Raw genomic sequence first — 18,172 nt, forward strand, 5'->3', positions numbered from 1 at the left:
ATGTTACATAACTACCTTATTACGGCGCTCAGAAGCTTTGGCCGCCACAAACTGCACTTTATCCTCAATGTTTGCGGCCTCGGCATTGGCCTTGCCGCCGCCATGCTGATTGCCCTGTACGCCAACCTCGAAGGCAACTACGACAAACAGCAGCCCCATGCAGGCAATGTATGGCGGGTCGAGCAGTACTTCTCCCAGATTGGTGCCAAGGTGCCGCTGGCAAACCAGAACGTGCTCAATCGCCTCAGTAACCTGCCCGGCATCGAGGCGCTGTATGTGCTCGAATCGCGCCCGGTGGGCGATGAGTACCGCGTCGATGGCAACAGCTTTAAGCTTGATGCCATCATGGGCGCTGAGCCGAGCATCCGCGAGCTGCTGAACATAGAGGTGCTGGATGGTAACCTCGAGCAGGCGCTTACCGCCCCGGATGCCATCGCCCTGAGCCGCAGCAACGCGATTAAACTCTTTGGCAGCGTGCATGCCAGCGGCAAAACCCTGCAGCAGGGCGAAAAGCGCTGGACTGTGGCCGCCGTGTTTGCCGATTTGCCGCAAAACACCCACTTTGCCTTTAACGGCCTGGTGCAAAAGAGCCCGTTTTCCGATTTCTTTCGCAATAACGATGGCTATGCCTACCTGCGCGTAACCCCGGGCACAGACATAGACGCCCTGACCAAAGCACTGCAGCAAGGCTACCTTGAACTCGCCTACCCCGGCGCCGACAGCAACATAGTCGCCTTGAGCCTTGCGCGCCTGACCGACATTCATTTAAACGGCGGCGAGCGTTTTGAAATGAAAACCACAGGTTCGCGCAGCGCCATTTATATCTGCATAGGGTTGAGTGTGCTCTTGGTACTGCTGGCGGGCTTTAACTTCGTCAATATGAGCATTGCCCAGTCGGCCCGCCGCGCCAAAGAGGTTGGGGTTCGCAAGGCCATGGGCGCCGGTAAGGGCCAGATTGTCAGCCAGTTTTTGACTGAATCTGTGCTAACAACCCTCATTGCCGCGTTGCTGGCCTGCGTGTTGGTAGAACTGAGCCTGCCCTGGTTCAATCAGTTGGTAGAACGTGAACTTACCCTCAACTATCTGTCGGTGTTCGGCCTTGGCATGCTGGCGGTGGTGCTTATTACCGGCCTTGCCGCCGGTGCGTATCCGGCGCTGTTTATGGCGGCCTTCAGCGCCAAACGGGTGCTCAGTGGCGACCTTGAGCGCGGCAAAACCGCCATCGCTGTTCGTAAAACCCTGCTCACCCTGCAGTCCGGTTTGTCGGTGGCACTCATCATAGGCGCAGTGCTGTTGCAGCAGCAGCTGCAGCACCTGCAAACCCTGCCTGTGGGTTATCGCCACGAGGGCAAAATTCAGGTGGTGGATATCGACTCATCCAAGCTGATGTATACCCAAAACAGCCAGTTACTGGAGCGGGTGCGCGCCATTGATGGCGTAAAACAGGTGGGCGTGGTGGATATCGACATCACTAACTCCTTTAACTCCTCCATGGAATTAAGCTCCGCCAATGGCGTACTCGCCAACCAGAGCGTGCCTTTCATCGGCATGGGCATGGATGCCAGTAAACTCATGGGGCTTGAGCTGATTGCCGGGCGCGATTTCAGTAACGCCACCGCCAGCGACTGGTTCCACCTGCCACGGGAAGGCGAAGCGGCGGCGGCTGCGCTGCTCACCGAATCCCTTGCCCGTCAGGCCGGTTTTCAAAGCCCCGAAGATGCGATAGGCGCCACCCTCACCACCCGCGATGGCCGCGATACCCCCTTCACCCTGACCGTGGTCGGCGTGGTAAAAGACATCCGCGTTGGCTCCGCCCGCGGCGAGCAAGCCGCGCCGATTATCATCTGCGGTTACACTGTCAACTGGTACAGCCGCCTGGTGATGGATATCGACATGCAAAAGCTGCCCGCCATCCGCGACGAACTCGGCACAGTGCTCGGTCAGGCCATCAACATGTATGCCCCGGCTGTTGAAGTGCTGTCGCAAAACTATGCCGCGATTTACCGCAACGACGCCAAAATCGTGCAATTGGTGGGGGTTTTCAGCGTGCTTGCCATAGTGCTTGCCTGCTTCGGCACCTTTGGCCTCGCCTCCTTCTCGGCGCTGCGCCGCCAAAAGGAAGTATCGGTACGCAAGGTACTCGGCGCCTCACGCATCAGCATAGTCAACCTGCTCGCCAAGGAGTTTTTAACCCTGGTCGCCATCAGCGTAGCGCTCGCCTTTCCGCTCACCTTCTATCTGGTGGGAGACTGGCTGGGTAACTTCAACGAGCGCATCGACCAATCCCTGTGGGTGTACCTGCTCGCCGCCACCGCCGTCGCCGCCATCACCTGGATTACGGTTGCCAGCATCGCCTTCAAGGCCGCCAGCAGCCAACCGGCGCAGATCTTGAGGTATGAGTGAGTAGGGGTTCGAGGGGCTAGGTTCTGGGTTCTGGAATCGAGGTTATGGGTGATAGATTCTGGCGTCGTGTTTCTTGCGGCCCCATGACCTTCACCCCAAATGAAGCAAACGACAACATGGATGTTGAAGTCAAAACCGAGTGCGCCCACAACACAGATAGCCATTGAAGAAAACCGTCAGTGGCTTTGATTGCGAATAGCGTATTCCTCAGCTCATGAGTTTTGGGTGTTCTCATGGGAAGGGAAAGGTATTTCCAGATAATGGCTACCGGATTCCAGCCACTGGGTGATTTCCTGCAGCACCTGAAGTTCGGGCAACTTTTCTGTCCCCTTGAGCGCACACTCCCACAACAGCAGCACGCGCCAACCAAGCTCCCGGCATTTTTCGATGTTCTCAAGATCCCGCTGACGATTGCCAATCAGCTTCTCCCGCCACCACTGCGGCCCACGGCCTTTAGTAGAGGAAGATACAGGGAATTGAAAGAAACGGCATTGATGCATATGCCAGAAGCAGCCGTTTACAAAGATAACAGCACGGCTTTTGATGGGTGAAAAGGGGGAAAACCAGATCAGGTTTTCCCGGTAAGCGTTTGTCTACCGAAACACCTCAGCCCATAGCCAATTTCGCAGCCTGTTGCCACATAAAGTTCGGCATAGGGTCTTTTAATCTCCAAGTGATACTCATAGGCTGAGAACCTGTATGTGATACATATTCCACTTCACCGAAATTGACAAAACCCATAGTACGACCGTGTTCATCTTTGGTTTGCTCACGAACAAACAAAAACAGGCGTTTACCAATTGTTTGATGTTGTATGTATTCCAAACCACGCCCTTTGTCCGGCCTCGCACTGTTTTGTGATTGCCAATGAAAAAGGTGTTCGTTAATCGCGTAATCGTGATACATGGTGGTAGGCGAAAACTGCTTTTCATTTTTGTCTAAAGTGACGAACATTAGTTCAATGTTCTGGTCTTTAGGCACAAATACACCTTCTCGCGCTGGAGGTTGACGTTCAAACGTTGTAGCCCCAAATGCAACCAATATTTGTTCACGCGCATAGCGCGCATGCAACTTTAATGAAACCTCAGGCAGAGAATGCATTGTCCGCTGCTCGTGCTTAGTCTGTGCTAGTTGCCAATTTAAAACGTCCAATAACTCTACTTTTAGCTCACGAGAATTTAGATTGGCTAAGCTCTGTTCAATAGAATCAAACCCACATTCTGACCCAGTTTGCTGCCAGAAGTCGTAATGACACATTAAAGCATAACGATGACTCAATTCCCCTATGGAAAAGTTGGTATAGCAGAGCTGCTTTAAGAAACTCAGATAAGAGTGATCATCGCAGGTCAAAATTCGATTATGGATGGCCTTTCTAAATATATTCAGCAGTTTTTCATCTAGTGTATTTTCATTAACTTCATCTTTGGCTTTTTGAACAAGCTCAGACCAACTACCGCGTTTATAGAGTTCATTAAGATCAATATGCGGGTTTAGTGTTAAGAAGTTCGAGAGTGTTAACGGCAGTGTAGAATGCTGTGGATACTGTCGTATCATCGCAACTAGGCGATTTGGCGTAAGCGAAGCTTTGCGAATATTGCTGAGCACCATTTCTTGAGTGAGCTTACTCAACTCAATTCGACAGCCAAGTGGTGCATGAGGAAAGCCTTGCCTTATTTCATCACTGATAGCGCGATGACCTTTACCAATTAACGCTCTAAATTTATTTGAAAAATCATATTCTGGGTGTGAGTTACCAACAAAGTCCAGTACGGTGCAGCACTCTTTCCCCTCAGCTAAGCGCAATCCACGCCCTAGCTGTTGCAAGAAAATAGTTAAACTTTCTGTTGGCCGCAAAAACAGTAAGGTATCGACTTCGGGAATATCGACACCTTCGTTGAAGATATCAACCACACAAAGCACGTTAATGTTTCCAGAGCGAATAGCTTGCTGCTTTTTTTGCCGATCGTTTCTGTTATCACTAGTCAGCACATCAGCATTGACCCCTTTCAGTAAAAATTGCTTTGCCATGTATTGCGCATGCTCTTTACTCACGCAAAAAGCTAAGGCCTTCATTTTTCTTGTATCGGTAATTATCTCCTGCATACTCAGCAAGATCTTGTTAAAACGGACTTGATTGTGGGTGTAAAGATTAGTCAGTTGAGCAATGTCGTAACGCCCCCGACTCCACGCAATGTCGCGAAGATCAGTATCATCATCAATACCAAAATACTGAAAAGGACAAAGATGGCGGCGATTAATCGCTTCAGGCAAACGAATTTCAGCCGCAACCACACCGCAGAAATCCACTAAAATATCACCACCATCATGTCTCTCCGGTGTTGCAGTCAAGCCGAGTAATATTGCGGGTGAAAAATATTCCAATACCGGGCGATAAATATTTGCAGCAATATGATGAACTTCATCTATAACTATGTAGTCATAAAAGTTTGAAGTCAGGTTAAGTTGACTCAGATTATTGTTCAGTGTCTGAATTGAGACAAACAACTGCCGATAATGATTCGGCTTATGCAAACCAACCCACAACTCGCCAAATTGACCATTGCGTAAAACACCACGATAAGCTTCTCTCGCTTGTTTTAGGATTTCTTCTCGGTGCGCGACAAATAAGAAATTTGCTTGCGGCTTCTGTTTAATAAAGCGTGAAAAATCAAAAGCTGAAATCAGGGTTTTTCCAGTACCTGTTGCTGCGACGACCAAATTGCGAAACCGCAGGTGAACACTACGCTCAACCGCTAGTTGTTCCAAAATATCGCTTTGATGAGGGAACGGGGATATATCAAAGAAGTGTGTAGCGCTACACTCATAATCACCACACTGCTGACTCAAGGCTTTGTTGAGTTTTTCGCGACTCGTTGTATCACCATCAAAATGTTCAAAATCATTGGATTCCCAATAGGTTTCAAAGGTACTCAATGACTTATTAATAATGTGTGGAATTTCTTGAGACGTAATTTTTAAATTCCACTCCAGACCATTTGTTAACGCTGAATGGGAAAGGTTGGAAGACCCGATATAGCCGGTGTGGTAGCCAGTGTCTCGCAAGAAAAGGTAGCTCTTTGCATGTAGACGCTCACGCTCGGAGTTGTAACTCAACTTCACTTCGGTATTCGGTAAACTGGCCAAATACTCAACAGCTTTGGCGTCCGTAGCCCCCATATATGAGGTAGTAATTATTTTTAGCTCGCGACCACTTGCAGTAAACTCTTCCAACTCTTTTCGAAAGATTCGGATTCCGGCCCACTTAATGAATGACACTAGCCAGTAAATTTTATCCGCAGATAGAATTTCTCTTTTTAATTCAGATTCAAGAGACAATCCGGCATTGCTGCCACAAAAGAGCTCACTTTGAGTTAAACCTGTCAGCGGGAATATGTCGTTTATGTACTTTTTAAAATCAGCTGAAACAGGATTTTTAAGTTCATATAATGCAGTAAGAATTTTTCCTTGACTAACAAGCAAATTATCTTCGATAAAATCGTCATCTTGAATTTGTGTTTTTAGCCATAAAAGCAACTGATTGGAAAAGGCAATTTGCTGTTGCAACCGATCATCACCCGTAGGGACAGAGTCAATTGCGTATTGAAGAATGTTTGCTAAGAAGCGGGATAACCACGTTGATGCTTCGCTACTATTAAGCTCTCGCTCACCCACATAAAATTGCTCTCGGTCAATTCGACTAGCTATAAGCTGCGTTATAAGCTGCTCATAGATCCCAACTTGTTGCATACGTTCCCTTTATAGTCTCAAGCACCTTTCAGCCGCATACTATCTCACGTTTGCAACCCTTCGCCTAAGAATTACCCTTCCCTGTATAAAGATTCGTGGGAATAACACGTCACTCCCAGATTGCACTGCACTCTAATCCCGCTCGAAGCGGCTGAGGGTGTTGCTGAAAATGGCATAGCGAGGCATGGATGCCGACGCAGCGCCAGTCGAATCAGGGAAGAGCGTCTGGCGCGTTAGCCAATTTTCAGCATAAGCCCGAAGGAGTTGTCCGTTTCGTCGCGGGTCGCAGGGGGATTGGACAAGGGGGCAAGTCGATACTGCCCCCTTTCCTCGGGTGTGGGTTGAAAACCCGCGACCTTCCGGCCGCTGCAAGCGGCCAGTCCCGCAGGGACGAAAACTCTCAGCCTGTATAGGCGCCACTCGAATAGTGCAACTCATAACTGTGGCTGTAGATCTCAAGGATATTCCCGAAAGGATCTTCCATATAAATCATGCGATAAGGCTTTTCACCCGGGTAATAGTAGCGCGGGGCTTTCATGCGCTTTTTACCGCCAGCGGCGACGATTTTCTCGGCCAGGCCTTCGACATCCGGGTCTTGTACACAGAAGTGGAAGATACCGGTTTTCCAGTATTCGAAGTTGTTTTCCGGGTTCTCCTGATTTTTGAACTCGAACAGTTCAACGCCGATACGATCGCCGGTAGACAGGTGGGCGATGCGAAAACGCTCCCAGCCGGGGCCAAAAACATCGGTACACATTTCACCTATGGCCGAATCGTCCTCCACCACGTCGGTAGGCGGCATGATGAGATACCAGCCGAGCACTTCGGTGTAAAACTTTACCGCGGCCTCAAGGTCGGGCACTGAAATACCTATGTGGGAAAAGCTGCGTGGATATGTGTGCATGGCTAACCTCGTTGTGGAAATCATCTAGTTAAACAGGAGGGGCAATGGCTGCGGCATTGCCCGATGCACAAAGAGTACGCCTGAGATAGCCCAATGAAAAATTATCATATATTCTGACTTTAATAATTTTTTGTTATCCAAATTTCCAGCCTGCAAAACGCGGCCTATGACAATAAAAGCGGCCTGACTTTATGGTTAGCTTTAGCGCAGTGACGCATAAAGCGCAGCGGCAAAGCATAGAGAGCAGCGGCGACTCGGCGTAAAACGCCAAGCTGGAAATCAGACCCATTGAGAGCGGATATCATGCTTAACCCACTGTGGCTTAAGACCTTTGTCACCCTGGTCGACACCGGACACTTCACCCAAACGGCGAGCAAGCTGTTTATGACCCAGCCCGGGGTAAGCCAGCACCTGAATAAGCTCGAGCAGGCCTGTGGCCACCAGCTGCTTATTCGCAGCCGCAGTGGCATAGAGCTGACCGAAGCGGGTTCGCGGCTGTATCAGTACGCACTCGAGCAGGCCAAAGCCGAGGCGGCGCTGCTTGGCAGTTTGGATGAAGACAACCCCTACAGCGGCGTATGTCGCCTCGCCTGTTCAGGCGCGCTGGCGCAGCTGCTCTACCCCCGGCTTTTGGCGCTGCAGGCCGAGCATCCCGCACTTAAGGTGCATGTTGAAGCGGCGCCCAATGCCCGCATCATCAATGAGGTTCAGCAGGGCGAAAAAGACCTTGGCATTATCACGGCGCCGCCACCGAGGGGACTGTTTAATGAAGTTGAAATAGGCACTCAGGCGCTGTGTCTGGTGCTGCCGGCAAGCGCCAAAGAGGTTAGAGAAACCAAAGAGAAAGAAGAAAGCAGCGCCAGCGCCGAGACCAGAACAAGTGCCAACGTCAGTACCAGTGCCAATGACAGCGCTAGTGCCAACGCGAAAAGCCCCGACCTGCCCTCAATTGCCGAGCTCAAGGCGCTCGGGCTTATCAGCCACCCGGATGCGGCCCATTATCTGTCGCTGTTTTTTGCCCACAGTAAGCACGAAGGCTATCAAAATGCCTTTGCTGAAGACTTCCCTGTCAGCAGTTATATCAACCAGTTAGGGCAAATCCTGTTACCTGTGTCCCTTGGGCTTGGCTTTACCGTGCTGCCGCTGTCGGTGGCCGCAGCTTTCAGCGACCAGACAAAGCTCAGCCTGTTTGTTGGCAAAGAGCGGGTGTTTGAGCCGCTTTACCTTATTCACAAGCGCCAGCGGCAACTGCCCGCCCGATTTGATACCATCAAGGCGCTTATTCAGTCGGAACTTATTCAGGCGGCGCTTGCAGCAGGTACTCGCCAAGGCGACTGAAGCAGAAAGCAAAAGCCACCAAAGCGCGCCCAAACCGAGCGATATTCGATGAGTCAGCCATTCAACAAAATTTTTATTATCGGCCTGCCCCGCAGTGGCACCACCAGTGTGTGTGTGGCGCTGCTGGAGGCCACGCCCAAAGCCGGACGTGCGCCGCTCAAGGTGGCGCACATGGCCTTTACCAAGGCGAGCTTCGAGGCGGCCGATGCCATTGCCGATGCGCCCGTGTTCAGTGACTATCAAAAGCTCGACAAACTCTACCCCGGCAGTAAGTTTGTTTACCTTGAGCGCACAATCGATAGTTGGCTGCCATCGATGCAACGATTACTGGAGCGCATGCTGCCAAAGCTTGACCCAACCGCCAAAGGCGCGTTTCACCCCCAGCTGCGGCGCAGTTTTAATGAAGTGTTTGAGCTACATAAGGCCTTTAATCCGCCGCCAACCTTTAATCCGCCACCAAATAGCCACTTTAATATTCTCGCCGATGCGCACCTGAGCCTGTGCTTTATAAGGCATGAGCAGCAGGTGGATAGCTACTTTGCAGGACGTGACGATTTACTTAAACTAAACCCCGCCGCGCCCGGCGCGCTGGCGGCGCTGCACCGCTTTTTGGATCTGGCAGAGCTTGATGACGATACCCCCTTCCCGCACCTGAATCAGGCCGGCAGAGTGGCAGGGTTTGATGAATTCAAGCACCCGAACAAGGTGCCGGCGGAGCTTTCCGGCCCCGAGCGGCGCGCGTTTTTTGCCTATGGGAAATAGAGGTTCTGGATTCCAGATTCCAGGTTCTAGGCTCTAAGTTCCAGGTTCTAAACTCTGGATTCTAGACGCTAGCTTCTACTCCCCTTCTCCCGGGCGCTTTCGCACCACGGTCAGAAAGTCCAGCGCGACGCCACTGATGGCGTTAAAGCCGCGAATGCGAAACACCAGCTGCAGCAACTTAGGTCTTGGCCGCAGTTTGGGCTCTACCGAGCGCGGGATAAACCACAGGGTCACAAAAGTGCGCAGCACAGTTGAGACCAAAAACACCACAAAGATAGGGCTGCCAAGCTGCCAGCCGCTGACATCCATAAACGCCTGGGCGTGGGTCGCGATATAGCCGCCCACCATGGCGCCCACAAACACCAGTGCGGCGCTGAGTGCCGACTGCACCGCCGCATAACTGGCAAAGTCGGAGCGATAGGGGCGAATGTCGTACAGGTAATTGGCGGTACTTAGAGTAAAGCCGCTCCAGGCAAAGCCGGAAAACGCCTGAATAGCCAGAATGTACAAATAGTTATCCGAAAACAGCCACAACAGCGGCAGGCTGGGAATAAGGCTTGAGGTGATAATCATCACCAGCCGGTTGCCATAAAGGTCGCTGAAACGGCCCCAGGCTTTAAGGGTAACAAACTGGGTCAGAATCGAGGCCACGCTGGCACCGACAAACTCCAGATAACTGAAGTGCAGCTCTTCGAGCATATACACGGCAAAAAACGGTGCTGAGATGGCCACCATGGCCTGCATTCCCGCCACAAACAGGCTGTAATGGCGAAAGGTGCTGTCTTTCCAGGCCTCTTTAGAGCTGCCAAGAGTTCGCACAAATACCCCGGGCGTGCGCGCCTCGCGCGGCTCAGGGTCGTGCATTTTCCAAAAAAGCCAGGCAGAGACCCAGCGCCCTATAGCGGCGATGGAAAACAGCAAGCTGAAACCGAGCCAGGCCATGCCAATACTGTCGGTAAAACTCAAAATGCCGCCACCGAGGAAAAACACCGTCAGCGACGAGGCCATGGTCAGCCGGGTGCGTGCCGCAAAAAAGGCGCCGCGGCGCCGCTCGGGTACGATAGCGCCCATCCAGGCCCGCCAGTGGGGCTGGATCAGATTGGTAAAGCCATGATAAAGCGCGGCAAGTGCAATAAAAATCCACACCCCATGCTCAGGGCCAGATGCCTTATCGCCGTGGGTGAACTGCGCCGCCAACGCCCCCATGGCCAGCACCACCAGCGCCTGCAACGCAGCGCACAGACTGATAAACCATTTGCGGGCAAAGTGGCTGGCAAGCCACACCGACATTAACTGACTGATGGCACCAAAAAGCTGCGGCAATCCGCTGACCCAGGCCATTTGCCCCAGGGTGGCACCGATAAAAATCGCGAAGGCATTGAAGAAGTTATCTGAGGTGGCGGTCATCGCCGACGAGGCCACCGCCTCCTGCTGGCTGCGCTTTAAGGTCAATCTGAGCCAGTGGCTGCGCTGTGTCCGGCGACCCGGGGTTTCAACTGGCACGGTAGTGGTGGCAGAGCCTGACATAATTCAGTGGATGGCGATCTCGGGGTGGGGAAATTATGGCCAGTTCTGTTGCGCCATGCAACCAGCGACGCTCTCACAACAAACCGCCAGCGCCACAGCGAGCATCGCAATCAGCAGCGAGCAGCCAACATCAAAGAACGCAGCGCATTCAGCACCAGCGTAATCAACAAGCTGAGTCTGTGTCTGCCTCGGGGATGAGCATGAGTCTGAATCGGATGTGGATCTGGGGCTGAGTCTGCATTGAAACGCAAGGCTAAAGCCAACTGACCTCACCAGCACTGGTTGCGACTAGGCAAGATTTTGCTCAGCCCAGCTTTTCGGCTTTTGTTTCGTTCAGGCAGTTGTTCAGCTACAAAATGCAAACACCACCCGCAGGTGGTGTTTGTTAAGCTTTGGAGCGCTTAGCAGCCGACGCAGGCTTTCAGCTCATCGGCCTGGGTCAGCAGGCTGCGATACAGGGTAAACTGATTGGCGGCGCGGTCGAGGTTGTGACCTTCGCGGTGCACATGGAAATACACATCGCCATTGAGGTGATCGGTCAGGAAGCGAATGCCAATCATCAGGCACATAATGCGGGCACCAAGCCAGAGGCTGCTGCGCTCGGACTCCTGCATCACATCACCCAGCTCAGCCAGATAGCCGCGGCAAATGGCGGCAAAAATCGCCGGACGCACCTGCACGCGGTCAAGATTGGTGCTGTCTTCGGCTTCGGGCGAGGTAAAGGTACGCACCATGTCGCCAAAGTCGTACATCAGATGGCCCTTCATGCAGGTGTCCAGATCGATGATGGCCATGGCAGAATCATCACGCTTATCAAAAAGCATGTTGTTGATTTTGGTGTCGTTATGGCAAACACGCAGCGGCAGCTTAGGCTCAAGCTCGGCAAGCTCATCCAAAAGCCCCTGCTGGCTCAGGGCAAAATCGACCCAGTCGCGGCAACCATCGAGACGACCGGCCTTATTGTCGCGCACGGCCTGCTCGAGGGCGGCGATCCGGCCCGGCAGAAAGTGGAATTTTGGGATCACATCGCCAATCTGGGCGGCATCAAAATCGCACAGGGCGCGGGCAAAGTGGCCAAAGGCGCGGGCAGCCTGCTCGGCCTGCTCTTCATTGCCAACCACCTCGATGCTGCTTGAATGCTTAAGATAACGAATCGCGCGCCAGAAACCGGCTTCACCCAGATCCACCGCCAGCTCGCCCTCGGCAGTTACCTTGGGGCTGACGACCTTAAGGCCGTACTCGGCGCCTTCTTTTTCCCCCAGATGCTGGCTGATAAGACCGGCGTTTTCGACCAGCGTCCAGGGAGTCTTGAACACGTCAGTGTTGAGCTTTTGCAACACCATGTTGCCTTCGTCCCACGACACCAGATATGTGTCGTTGATATGGCCATTGCCCAGCGGGGCAATCTTGGCAGCACTGCCTTCCAATCCATAGTGGGGCAGAACCTGCTGCCGGATAGTTTCAATCACGCAATAACTCCATCAATCTTGATTTTACCCGTGGAGCGTCCTCGGCATAGGTTACCCCCAGCCATTCCCCTTGGGCGGTTTCTACCCGAACCTCTTGACCCCGGTCGATACAGGACTGCACCACGTGGGGAAGATAACATTCCTCCCGAGCAGAAGGCGATGCAAAAAGAAAGGATATTAACGCTTCTTTCACCTTGCTGACAACGCTGTCATCAAATCCCCACAGGGTCATGGACACAGGCACAGCGGCGTCAAGCGGCAAACGCTCCCCTTCGAACAGGCCACAAAGCCCCTGCTCTGTTTGTGAAATCTCTGTGAATTCCTTAACTTGCTTTAAAAGCCCTGCCTCAACGGCGCAGATGCCACGATTAACGCCGCCATGCTCCGACAGGGTCGCCGCCAACGGATAGGCCACCATCAACCAGCCGCCGCGACCAAGGCCGCGGGCCATTTGGACAAACGCATCATCGCCGTAATAGTCATCGGCGGTGATCACTGCAAAGGGGCCAGCCAGTAAATCCCGGGCACAATAGAGTGCATGGGCCGTGCCCCAGGGCTTTTGCCTTCCTGCGAGCAGCGAAGGGATCGCCTCAGCCGCAACCGGCAAATCATCCATGCACTGAAAGCAGTAATCGACCTGAAAATTTGCAGGCAGCCGCGCGAGCCTCGCCTTCATCTCCTGCTCGATTTCGGGGCGGATGACCAGCACAGCGCGGGAAAATCCGGCCTTGATGGCGCTTTCAATTGAAAGCTCCAACATGGTTTCGCCATCGGGCCCGAGGGCTGCAAGCTGCTTATTGCCGCCGAAGCGACTGCCAAAACCGGCTGCGAGTATTACCAGAGTAAGGTCTGTCATAGGAGTCAATGCATAGGTGTCAATGTCAGGAGACCAACATCAGGGGCCAAAAGAACTGAGGCGAGAGTGTACGCCACCCTCGCCCCCTGCGGCCAGTGTCGATATCAGGGTGTGAGCAGCGCCGCAAATCGGGCGTTGCTTTCAATCACAGCCTGGCTGCCTTTGAGGCCAAAGGCCTGACCGCACAGCTGCACGTTTCCACGCAGCGCCAGGTCCTTCACTATCGCCTGGGTATCCAGCGGCGAGAAACGCGCCTCGCGCATGCCGTTTGCCGAGGTAACAGTAAGCGGACGATAGCGATTGCCGTTGTTAAAGAGTGCGGTAGCACAGTAACGGTCGCCCTCGCCGCTCGCCAGCGACCACAGGGTCGCAGCATCGGTGATTTGCCCTGACCAGCCAAGGATCAGCGCTTCCCCTTCAAGTTTCAGGGTTACCCCGGACTCCAGCGTTACGCTGCTTACCTGCACATCGGGTGTTTCAGTCTCTGCCACCTTGGGCGCCTCATCCGGCGCCTGGGATATCCGCAGTGTCAGCCAGCTGCCACCGGCAATCACCAGCGCGGCAGCGGCGCCGGAGAGGTAAAAGCGCCACCAGCGCTTGAGATGGAAATAAATCGCTTCCATCAGCACTTCGAGCGAACCTTCACCGTTAAAGGCGTCACTCCAGGTGCGCTCTTTTACCGCTCCTGGCTGCGGCTCAGTCTCATCGCCGGCAAAGGGTTGCCAAGTGGGTTCATCCCGCTGCCCGTCTTTACCGCCCGAATACGCGTTACCGCCCGAATAAACTTCGTCATCGGCCTTCTTGCCGAAGGGCCACAAGCCCTTGACCTTGCTGACCATACCGCCGGCTGAGTCACGCAGTGACGGACGCGGCTCGTCGGTGCGCCGAACGCGCGGCTCGGCCACCAGCCCAAAATCGTCGTCTTTGGCAGACAGGAAGCGGCCACCGGGCCCACCGTCGGCGGCCAGGCCCTGACTCTGGCTTTGAACCGGGCCCTGATCCCAGCGCTGATCTAAGCTCTGATCTAAGCCCTGGCCATAAACCAGCCCATCATAGTCATCGCGATGTTGGCGGCGAGCAGACTCCCTTGTTTCAGGGCGCCAGGGTTCGCGAGCCGCCTGATAGGCAGATGCCTGCGGCTTAACACGCTCATCTGAGTGAACATGCGCAGCCGATGCGCCATACCCGCGCCTGTCGTCGCTGTACTGAGAAGCTTCAGCATCGGCAGCGGCGTCGTCCGCATCATGCCTTATTTGATCAAGCGCTTTTGCACCACGACGTTCCAAGTCACGGCCGTCAGGATAACCATCTTCGGCATTCGCATCACGGCGGTGGCTGGGCTGATGCTGACTATCGTCTGCGCTTTCATCCCTGTCGTCATCGCGCTCATCCCAGTCGTCGTCGCGTTCAGCCTCGTCGCCCTCTGAAGCATACTCAGAATCTTCTGATTCACTTAGCACCGGCTCGCGCCGTGGCAGCACAGGCTCCTTTGCCGGCATTTTGGGATGCCAGAAGCCTTCGTCATACTCCTTCACCGGCCTTGATGGCAGCACGGCCATCAGCAGGGTAACGGCAAGCCCCATGGCAAAGCACACCAGCGCAAAGGCCAGGTTCCAGCCAAAGGCAAGACACAGCAGCCACAGCGGCAAGGGCGCAAGCGCCGCCACCAGATAACCGCGGGGACGCACCGCATCGCGGCAGCGACGTTTAAGCGACAGCCCAAACACAGCGCCAAGCACCAGACCGGGAAGCCACAGCCAATGACCGGCACCAAAAAGAACGGCCAACAAGCCGGGGGCCGTGTAAGTCACCAATCCTATGGCACCGGTACGCCGACCGTTATCGAATCCATCCAAACTGAAAAAGCTGCCAAGCTTCAAGGTGAACCTCAAGAAATCAGTCGTTAATGCTCGCAGCCTATCCAAATTTTGCCCGATTGTCAGCGTTAACACGCTGCAACTGGCGCAGATGCCAGCAGCAAGAATATAATAGTGGGCTAAATGTCCATTTCAGCTGGCCAAACTTAAGGGCTCAGCACAAGCGAAAGGCCCATCGATGAGCAAGCGCGGAAACCTCTACATAGTGTCGGCACCGAGCGGCGCCGGTAAATCTTCTCTGATTTCAGCGCTGCTGAAAGATAAACCCGCCGACATGCAGGTGTCAGTGTCGCACACCACCCGCAACCCGCGTCCGGGCGAAGAAAACGGCGTGCATTATCACTTTGTCAGCGTCGACCAGTTTAAAGCGCTTATCGACCAGAACGCCTTTTTTGAATGGGCCGAGGTATTTGGCAACTTTTACGGCACCTCGCGGCTCACCGTGCAGGACACCCTGGAGCGCGGCATCGACGTGTTTCTCGATATCGACTGGCAGGGCGCGCAGCAGGTGAAAAAACTGATGCCAGAGGCTCAGGGCATTTTTATTCTGCCCCCAAGTCGCGAGGAGCTGGAGCGCCGTCTGGTGGGTCGTGGTCAGGACAGCGCCGAAGTCATCGCCTCACGCATGGCACAGGCGGTGTCGGAAATGTCCCACTTCAATGAATATGAATATGTTATCGTGAACGATAATTTTGATGAAGCGCTCGCCGATCTTCGGGCTATCATCCGCGCCGGGCGCTTAACCTTAGCTGGTCAAGCCCGCACCCACAGTGATATGCTTAAAGGTCTGTTGGCAGACTAACTGCCTTAGTGTACACTTTTGCGTCATTTTTTCACTGGACCGGTGGTTAAGCCGGCTAATTTGGGAGTTCCGTTACATGGCTCGCGTAACTGTAGAAGACGCCGTTAAGCAGATCGGCAACCGTTTTGACATGATCCTGGTTGCGGCCCGCCGCGCCCGTCAAATTGCCGTTCAGGGCAAAGACCCCATGGTGGAAGAGCAAAATGACAAGCCAACCGTTATCGCCCTGCGCGAAATCGAGAAAGGCCTGGTGAATTCCAGCACTCTGGATGCCGATGAGCGTCAGAGCGTGCGTGAGCGCGAAGCCGCTGAAATCGCCGCCGTTGCTGCTATCGCAGAAGGTCGCTCACTGTAATATCCGGAGGTATGCCACTTGTATCTGTTTGAAGGTCTTAAGGAATCAGCTTCCGCTTACCTCGACAGCGGCCAAGTGGCATTACTCAAACAGGCTTATCAGGTTGCCCGCGATGCCCATGAAGGGCAGATGCGCACCAGTGGTGAACCCTATATCACCCATCCGGTGGCGGTAGCCAAGATTTTGGCCGACATGCGTCTCGATCACGAGACCCTGATGGCCGCCCTGCTGCACGACACCATTGAAGACACCCAGGTCACCAAAGACGATTTAACCGAGCTGTTTGGCAGTTCGGTGGCGGATTTGGTTGAGGGTGTCTCCAAGCTCGACAAGCTCAAATTCCGCGACAAAAAAGAAGCCCAGGCGGAAAACTTCCGCAAAATGATGATGGCCATGACCCAGGATATCCGGGTTATTCTCATCAAGCTGGCTGACCGCACCCACAATATGCGCACCCTCGGCGCCCTGCGCCCCGACAAACGTCGCCGCATCGCCCGCGAAACCCTGGAAATTTACGCCCCCATCGCCAACCGTCTGGGTATTCACAATATCAAGACTGAGCTGGAAGATTTGGGTTTTCAGGCCTATTACCCGATGCGCTACCGGGTGCTCAAAGAAGTGGTCAAGGCCGCGCGCGGCAATCGCAAAGAGCTTATCGCCAATATCGAATCCGCCATCGAGGCCAGACTCGATGAAACCGGTATTCCCGGCAAGGTCAAAGGCCGCGAAAAGAACCTCTATTCCATCTACAACAAGATGCGCGGCAAAGAGCTGCAATTCCAGGAAGTGATGGATATCTATGCCTTTCGCGTTATCGTCGACTGCATAGACACCTGCTATCGGGTGCTTGGCGCCATGCATGGCCTGTACAAGCCCCGCCCCGGCCGCTTTAAAGATTACATCGCCATTCCCAAAGCCAACGGTTATCAGTCGCTGCACACCTCGCTGTTTGGCCCCCACGGGGTGCCGGTCGAGGTGCAGATCCGTACCGAAGACATGGATCAGATGGCCGACAAAGGGGTTGCGGCCCACTGGGTATACAAAGGTGGCAGCGAAACACCGGGCACCACCACCCAAGTGCGCGCCCGCAAGTGGATGCAAAGCCTGCTTGAGCTGCAGCAAAGCGCCAGCTCCTCGTTCGAATTCGTTGAAAACGTTAAGACCGAGCTCTTCCCCGACGAAATTTACGTGTTTACCCCCGAAGGGCGCATTCTCGAGTTGCCGGTGGGCGCCACCGCGGTGGACTTCGCCTACGAAGTGCATACCGACGTGGGCAACACCTGCGTGGGCGCACGGGTAAACCGTCAGGCTTATCCGCTCAGCCAACCGCTGATTTCCGGCCAGACTGTAGAAATTATTACGGCTAAAGGCGCCAAGCCCAATGCCGCCTGGCTCAACTTTGTGGTCACCGGCAAAGCCCGCGCCAAAATCCGTCAGGTGCTGAAGAATCTCAAGCAGGATGAAGCCATTGCTCTGGGCCGTCGTCTGCTCAATCACGCCCTTGGCGATGTGCGCCTCGATGACATCAGCAAAGAGCAGCTCGACAAGGTCATAGTTGAAACCAAGCACAAGGATTTGAACCACCTGCTGACCGACATCGGCCTTGGCAATGCCATGAGCATAGTCATAGCCCAGCGTCTGCTTGGCGACACAGTGCCCGAGAGCCGTGGCGAGTCAAATCTGATGCCAATCCGCGGCGCCGAAGGCATGCTGGTATCATTTGCCAAGTGCTGCCACCCTATCCCCGGCGATGCGGTGATTGCCCACGTGAGTCCGGGCAAGGGTCTGGTGGTGCACATGGAAAACTGCGCCAATATCCGTGGGTATCAGGGCGAGCCGGACAAATACATTCCGGTGCAGTGGGACAAGGTCGACGGCGTCGAGTATCAGGCCAATCTGCGGGTGGAAATTGTTAACCATCAGGGCGCACTGGCCAAGATCACCTCGATCATCGCCAGCGAAGGCTCCAACATTCATAACCTCAGTACCGAGGAGCGCGACGGTCGGGTGTACCTGATCAACCTGCGCATTTCGGTACGCGATCGTATCCACCTGGCCAACGTGATGCGCCGCATCAGGGTACTGCCCGAAGTGCTGCGCACCTCCCGTAACCGTTGATGGCCGGCAAACGC

The 18,172-nt window shown here is 54.1% G+C and carries 13 protein-coding genes; 6 read left to right on the top strand and 7 right to left on the bottom strand.

From position 1 onward, the window contains the following. Positions 1-2,403, top strand: coding sequence for an ABC transporter permease (locus KJI95_RS17915; RefSeq protein WP_214508577.1), 2,403 nt, complete (start codon positions 1-3; stop codon positions 2,401-2,403). Positions 2,404-2,615: 212 nt separating this feature from the next. On the opposite strand, the gene KJI95_RS17920 is transcribed toward KJI95_RS17915, so the two are convergent. From KJI95_RS17920 to KJI95_RS17930, 3 genes are all read right to left on the bottom strand, one after another. Beyond that, positions 2,616-2,903, bottom strand: a complete 288-nt coding sequence (locus tag KJI95_RS17920) for a PDDEXK family nuclease (protein ID WP_250885940.1) — start codon at positions 2,901-2,903, stop codon at positions 2,616-2,618. A 106-nt stretch (positions 2,904-3,009) separates the two neighbouring features. After that, positions 3,010-6,150 carry a DEAD/DEAH box helicase gene (locus tag KJI95_RS17925; RefSeq protein WP_214508578.1) on the bottom strand — a complete coding sequence of 1,047 codons (3,141 nt, stop codon included), beginning with the start codon at positions 6,148-6,150 and terminating at the stop codon, positions 3,010-3,012. A 400-nt stretch (positions 6,151-6,550) separates the two neighbouring features. Then, positions 6,551-7,054 carry a lactoylglutathione lyase family protein gene (locus tag KJI95_RS17930; protein WP_214508579.1) on the bottom strand — a complete coding sequence of 168 codons (504 nt, stop codon included), beginning with the start codon at positions 7,052-7,054 and terminating at the stop codon, positions 6,551-6,553. 303 nt (positions 7,055-7,357) lie between these two features. On the opposite strand from KJI95_RS17930, the gene KJI95_RS17935 reads away from it, so the two are divergent. Then, positions 7,358-8,392 (top strand): LysR family transcriptional regulator, encoded by a 1,035-nt coding sequence (locus KJI95_RS17935; protein ID WP_214508580.1) that lies wholly within the window; start codon positions 7,358-7,360, stop codon positions 8,390-8,392. Positions 8,393-8,440: 48 nt separating this feature from the next. Continuing rightward, positions 8,441-9,154 (top strand): sulfotransferase, encoded by a 714-nt coding sequence (locus KJI95_RS17940; RefSeq protein ID WP_214508581.1) that lies wholly within the window; start codon positions 8,441-8,443, stop codon positions 9,152-9,154. 75 nt (positions 9,155-9,229) lie between these two features. On the opposite strand, the gene KJI95_RS17945 is transcribed toward KJI95_RS17940, so the two are convergent. The 4 genes from KJI95_RS17945 to KJI95_RS17960 form a co-directional block, all read right to left on the bottom strand. After that, positions 9,230-10,681, bottom strand: coding sequence for an MFS transporter (locus tag KJI95_RS17945; protein ID WP_214508582.1), 1,452 nt, complete (start codon positions 10,679-10,681; stop codon positions 9,230-9,232). A gap of 401 nt (positions 10,682-11,082) precedes the next feature. Next, on the bottom strand, positions 11,083-12,150 hold the full coding sequence (locus KJI95_RS17950) for a phosphotransferase enzyme family protein (protein WP_214508583.1): 1,068 nt from the start codon (positions 12,148-12,150) through the stop codon (positions 11,083-11,085). Next, positions 12,143-13,006, bottom strand: a complete 864-nt coding sequence (locus KJI95_RS17955; RefSeq protein ID WP_214508584.1) for an NTP transferase domain-containing protein — start codon at positions 13,004-13,006, stop codon at positions 12,143-12,145. The genes KJI95_RS17950 and KJI95_RS17955 overlap by 8 nt, the downstream gene beginning before the upstream one ends. Positions 13,007-13,110: 104 nt before the next feature. Then, positions 13,111-14,886, bottom strand: coding sequence for a hypothetical protein (locus tag KJI95_RS17960; protein WP_214508585.1), 1,776 nt, complete (start codon positions 14,884-14,886; stop codon positions 13,111-13,113). Positions 14,887-15,061: 175 nt separating this feature from the next. On the opposite strand from KJI95_RS17960, the gene gmk reads away from it, so the two are divergent. The 3 genes from gmk to spoT all read left to right on the top strand — a co-directional run bounded on the left by gmk (position 15,062) and on the right by spoT (position 18,158). Next, a complete protein-coding gene (gmk, locus tag KJI95_RS17965) occupies positions 15,062-15,685 on the top strand; it encodes a guanylate kinase (RefSeq protein WP_214508586.1) in 624 nt (207 codons plus the stop codon). Positions 15,686-15,761: 76 nt separating this feature from the next. Next, entirely contained in the window at positions 15,762-16,040 is a 279-nt protein-coding gene (gene rpoZ, locus KJI95_RS17970) for a DNA-directed RNA polymerase subunit omega (protein WP_214508587.1), read from the top strand. An 18-nt stretch (positions 16,041-16,058) separates the two neighbouring features. Continuing rightward, entirely contained in the window at positions 16,059-18,158 is a 2,100-nt protein-coding gene (gene spoT / locus KJI95_RS17975) for a bifunctional GTP diphosphokinase/guanosine-3',5'-bis pyrophosphate 3'-pyrophosphohydrolase (protein ID WP_214508588.1), read from the top strand. Positions 18,159-18,172 lie beyond the last annotated feature (14 nt).

Origin of the sequence: Shewanella jiangmenensis (assembly GCF_018596335.1) — a bacterium.
GTDB lineage: Bacteria > Pseudomonadota > Gammaproteobacteria > Enterobacterales > Shewanellaceae > Shewanella > Shewanella jiangmenensis.

Excerpts from the sequence above, each read along its gene's own strand:
- KJI95_RS17940 (WP_214508581.1), top strand. The coding sequence starts at position 8,441 with ATGAGTCAGCCATTCAACAAAATTTTTATTATCGGCCTGCCCCGCAGT.
- KJI95_RS17955 (WP_214508584.1), bottom strand. The coding sequence starts at position 13,006 with ATGACAGACCTTACTCTGGTAATACTCGCAGCCGGTTTTGGCAGTCGC.
- KJI95_RS17920 (WP_250885940.1), bottom strand. The coding sequence starts at position 2,903 with ATGCATCAATGCCGTTTCTTTCAATTCCCTGTATCTTCCTCTACTAAA.
- rpoZ (WP_214508587.1), top strand. The coding sequence starts at position 15,762 with ATGGCTCGCGTAACTGTAGAAGACGCCGTTAAGCAGATCGGCAACCGT.
- gmk (WP_214508586.1), top strand. The coding sequence starts at position 15,062 with ATGAGCAAGCGCGGAAACCTCTACATAGTGTCGGCACCGAGCGGCGCC.
- KJI95_RS17930 (WP_214508579.1), bottom strand. The coding sequence starts at position 7,054 with ATGCACACATATCCACGCAGCTTTTCCCACATAGGTATTTCAGTGCCC.
- KJI95_RS17925 (WP_214508578.1), bottom strand. The coding sequence starts at position 6,150 with ATGCAACAAGTTGGGATCTATGAGCAGCTTATAACGCAGCTTATAGCT.
- KJI95_RS17935 (WP_214508580.1), top strand. The coding sequence starts at position 7,358 with ATGCTTAACCCACTGTGGCTTAAGACCTTTGTCACCCTGGTCGACACC.
- KJI95_RS17945 (WP_214508582.1), bottom strand. The coding sequence starts at position 10,681 with ATGTCAGGCTCTGCCACCACTACCGTGCCAGTTGAAACCCCGGGTCGC.
- KJI95_RS17915 (WP_214508577.1), top strand. The coding sequence starts at position 1 with ATGTTACATAACTACCTTATTACGGCGCTCAGAAGCTTTGGCCGCCAC.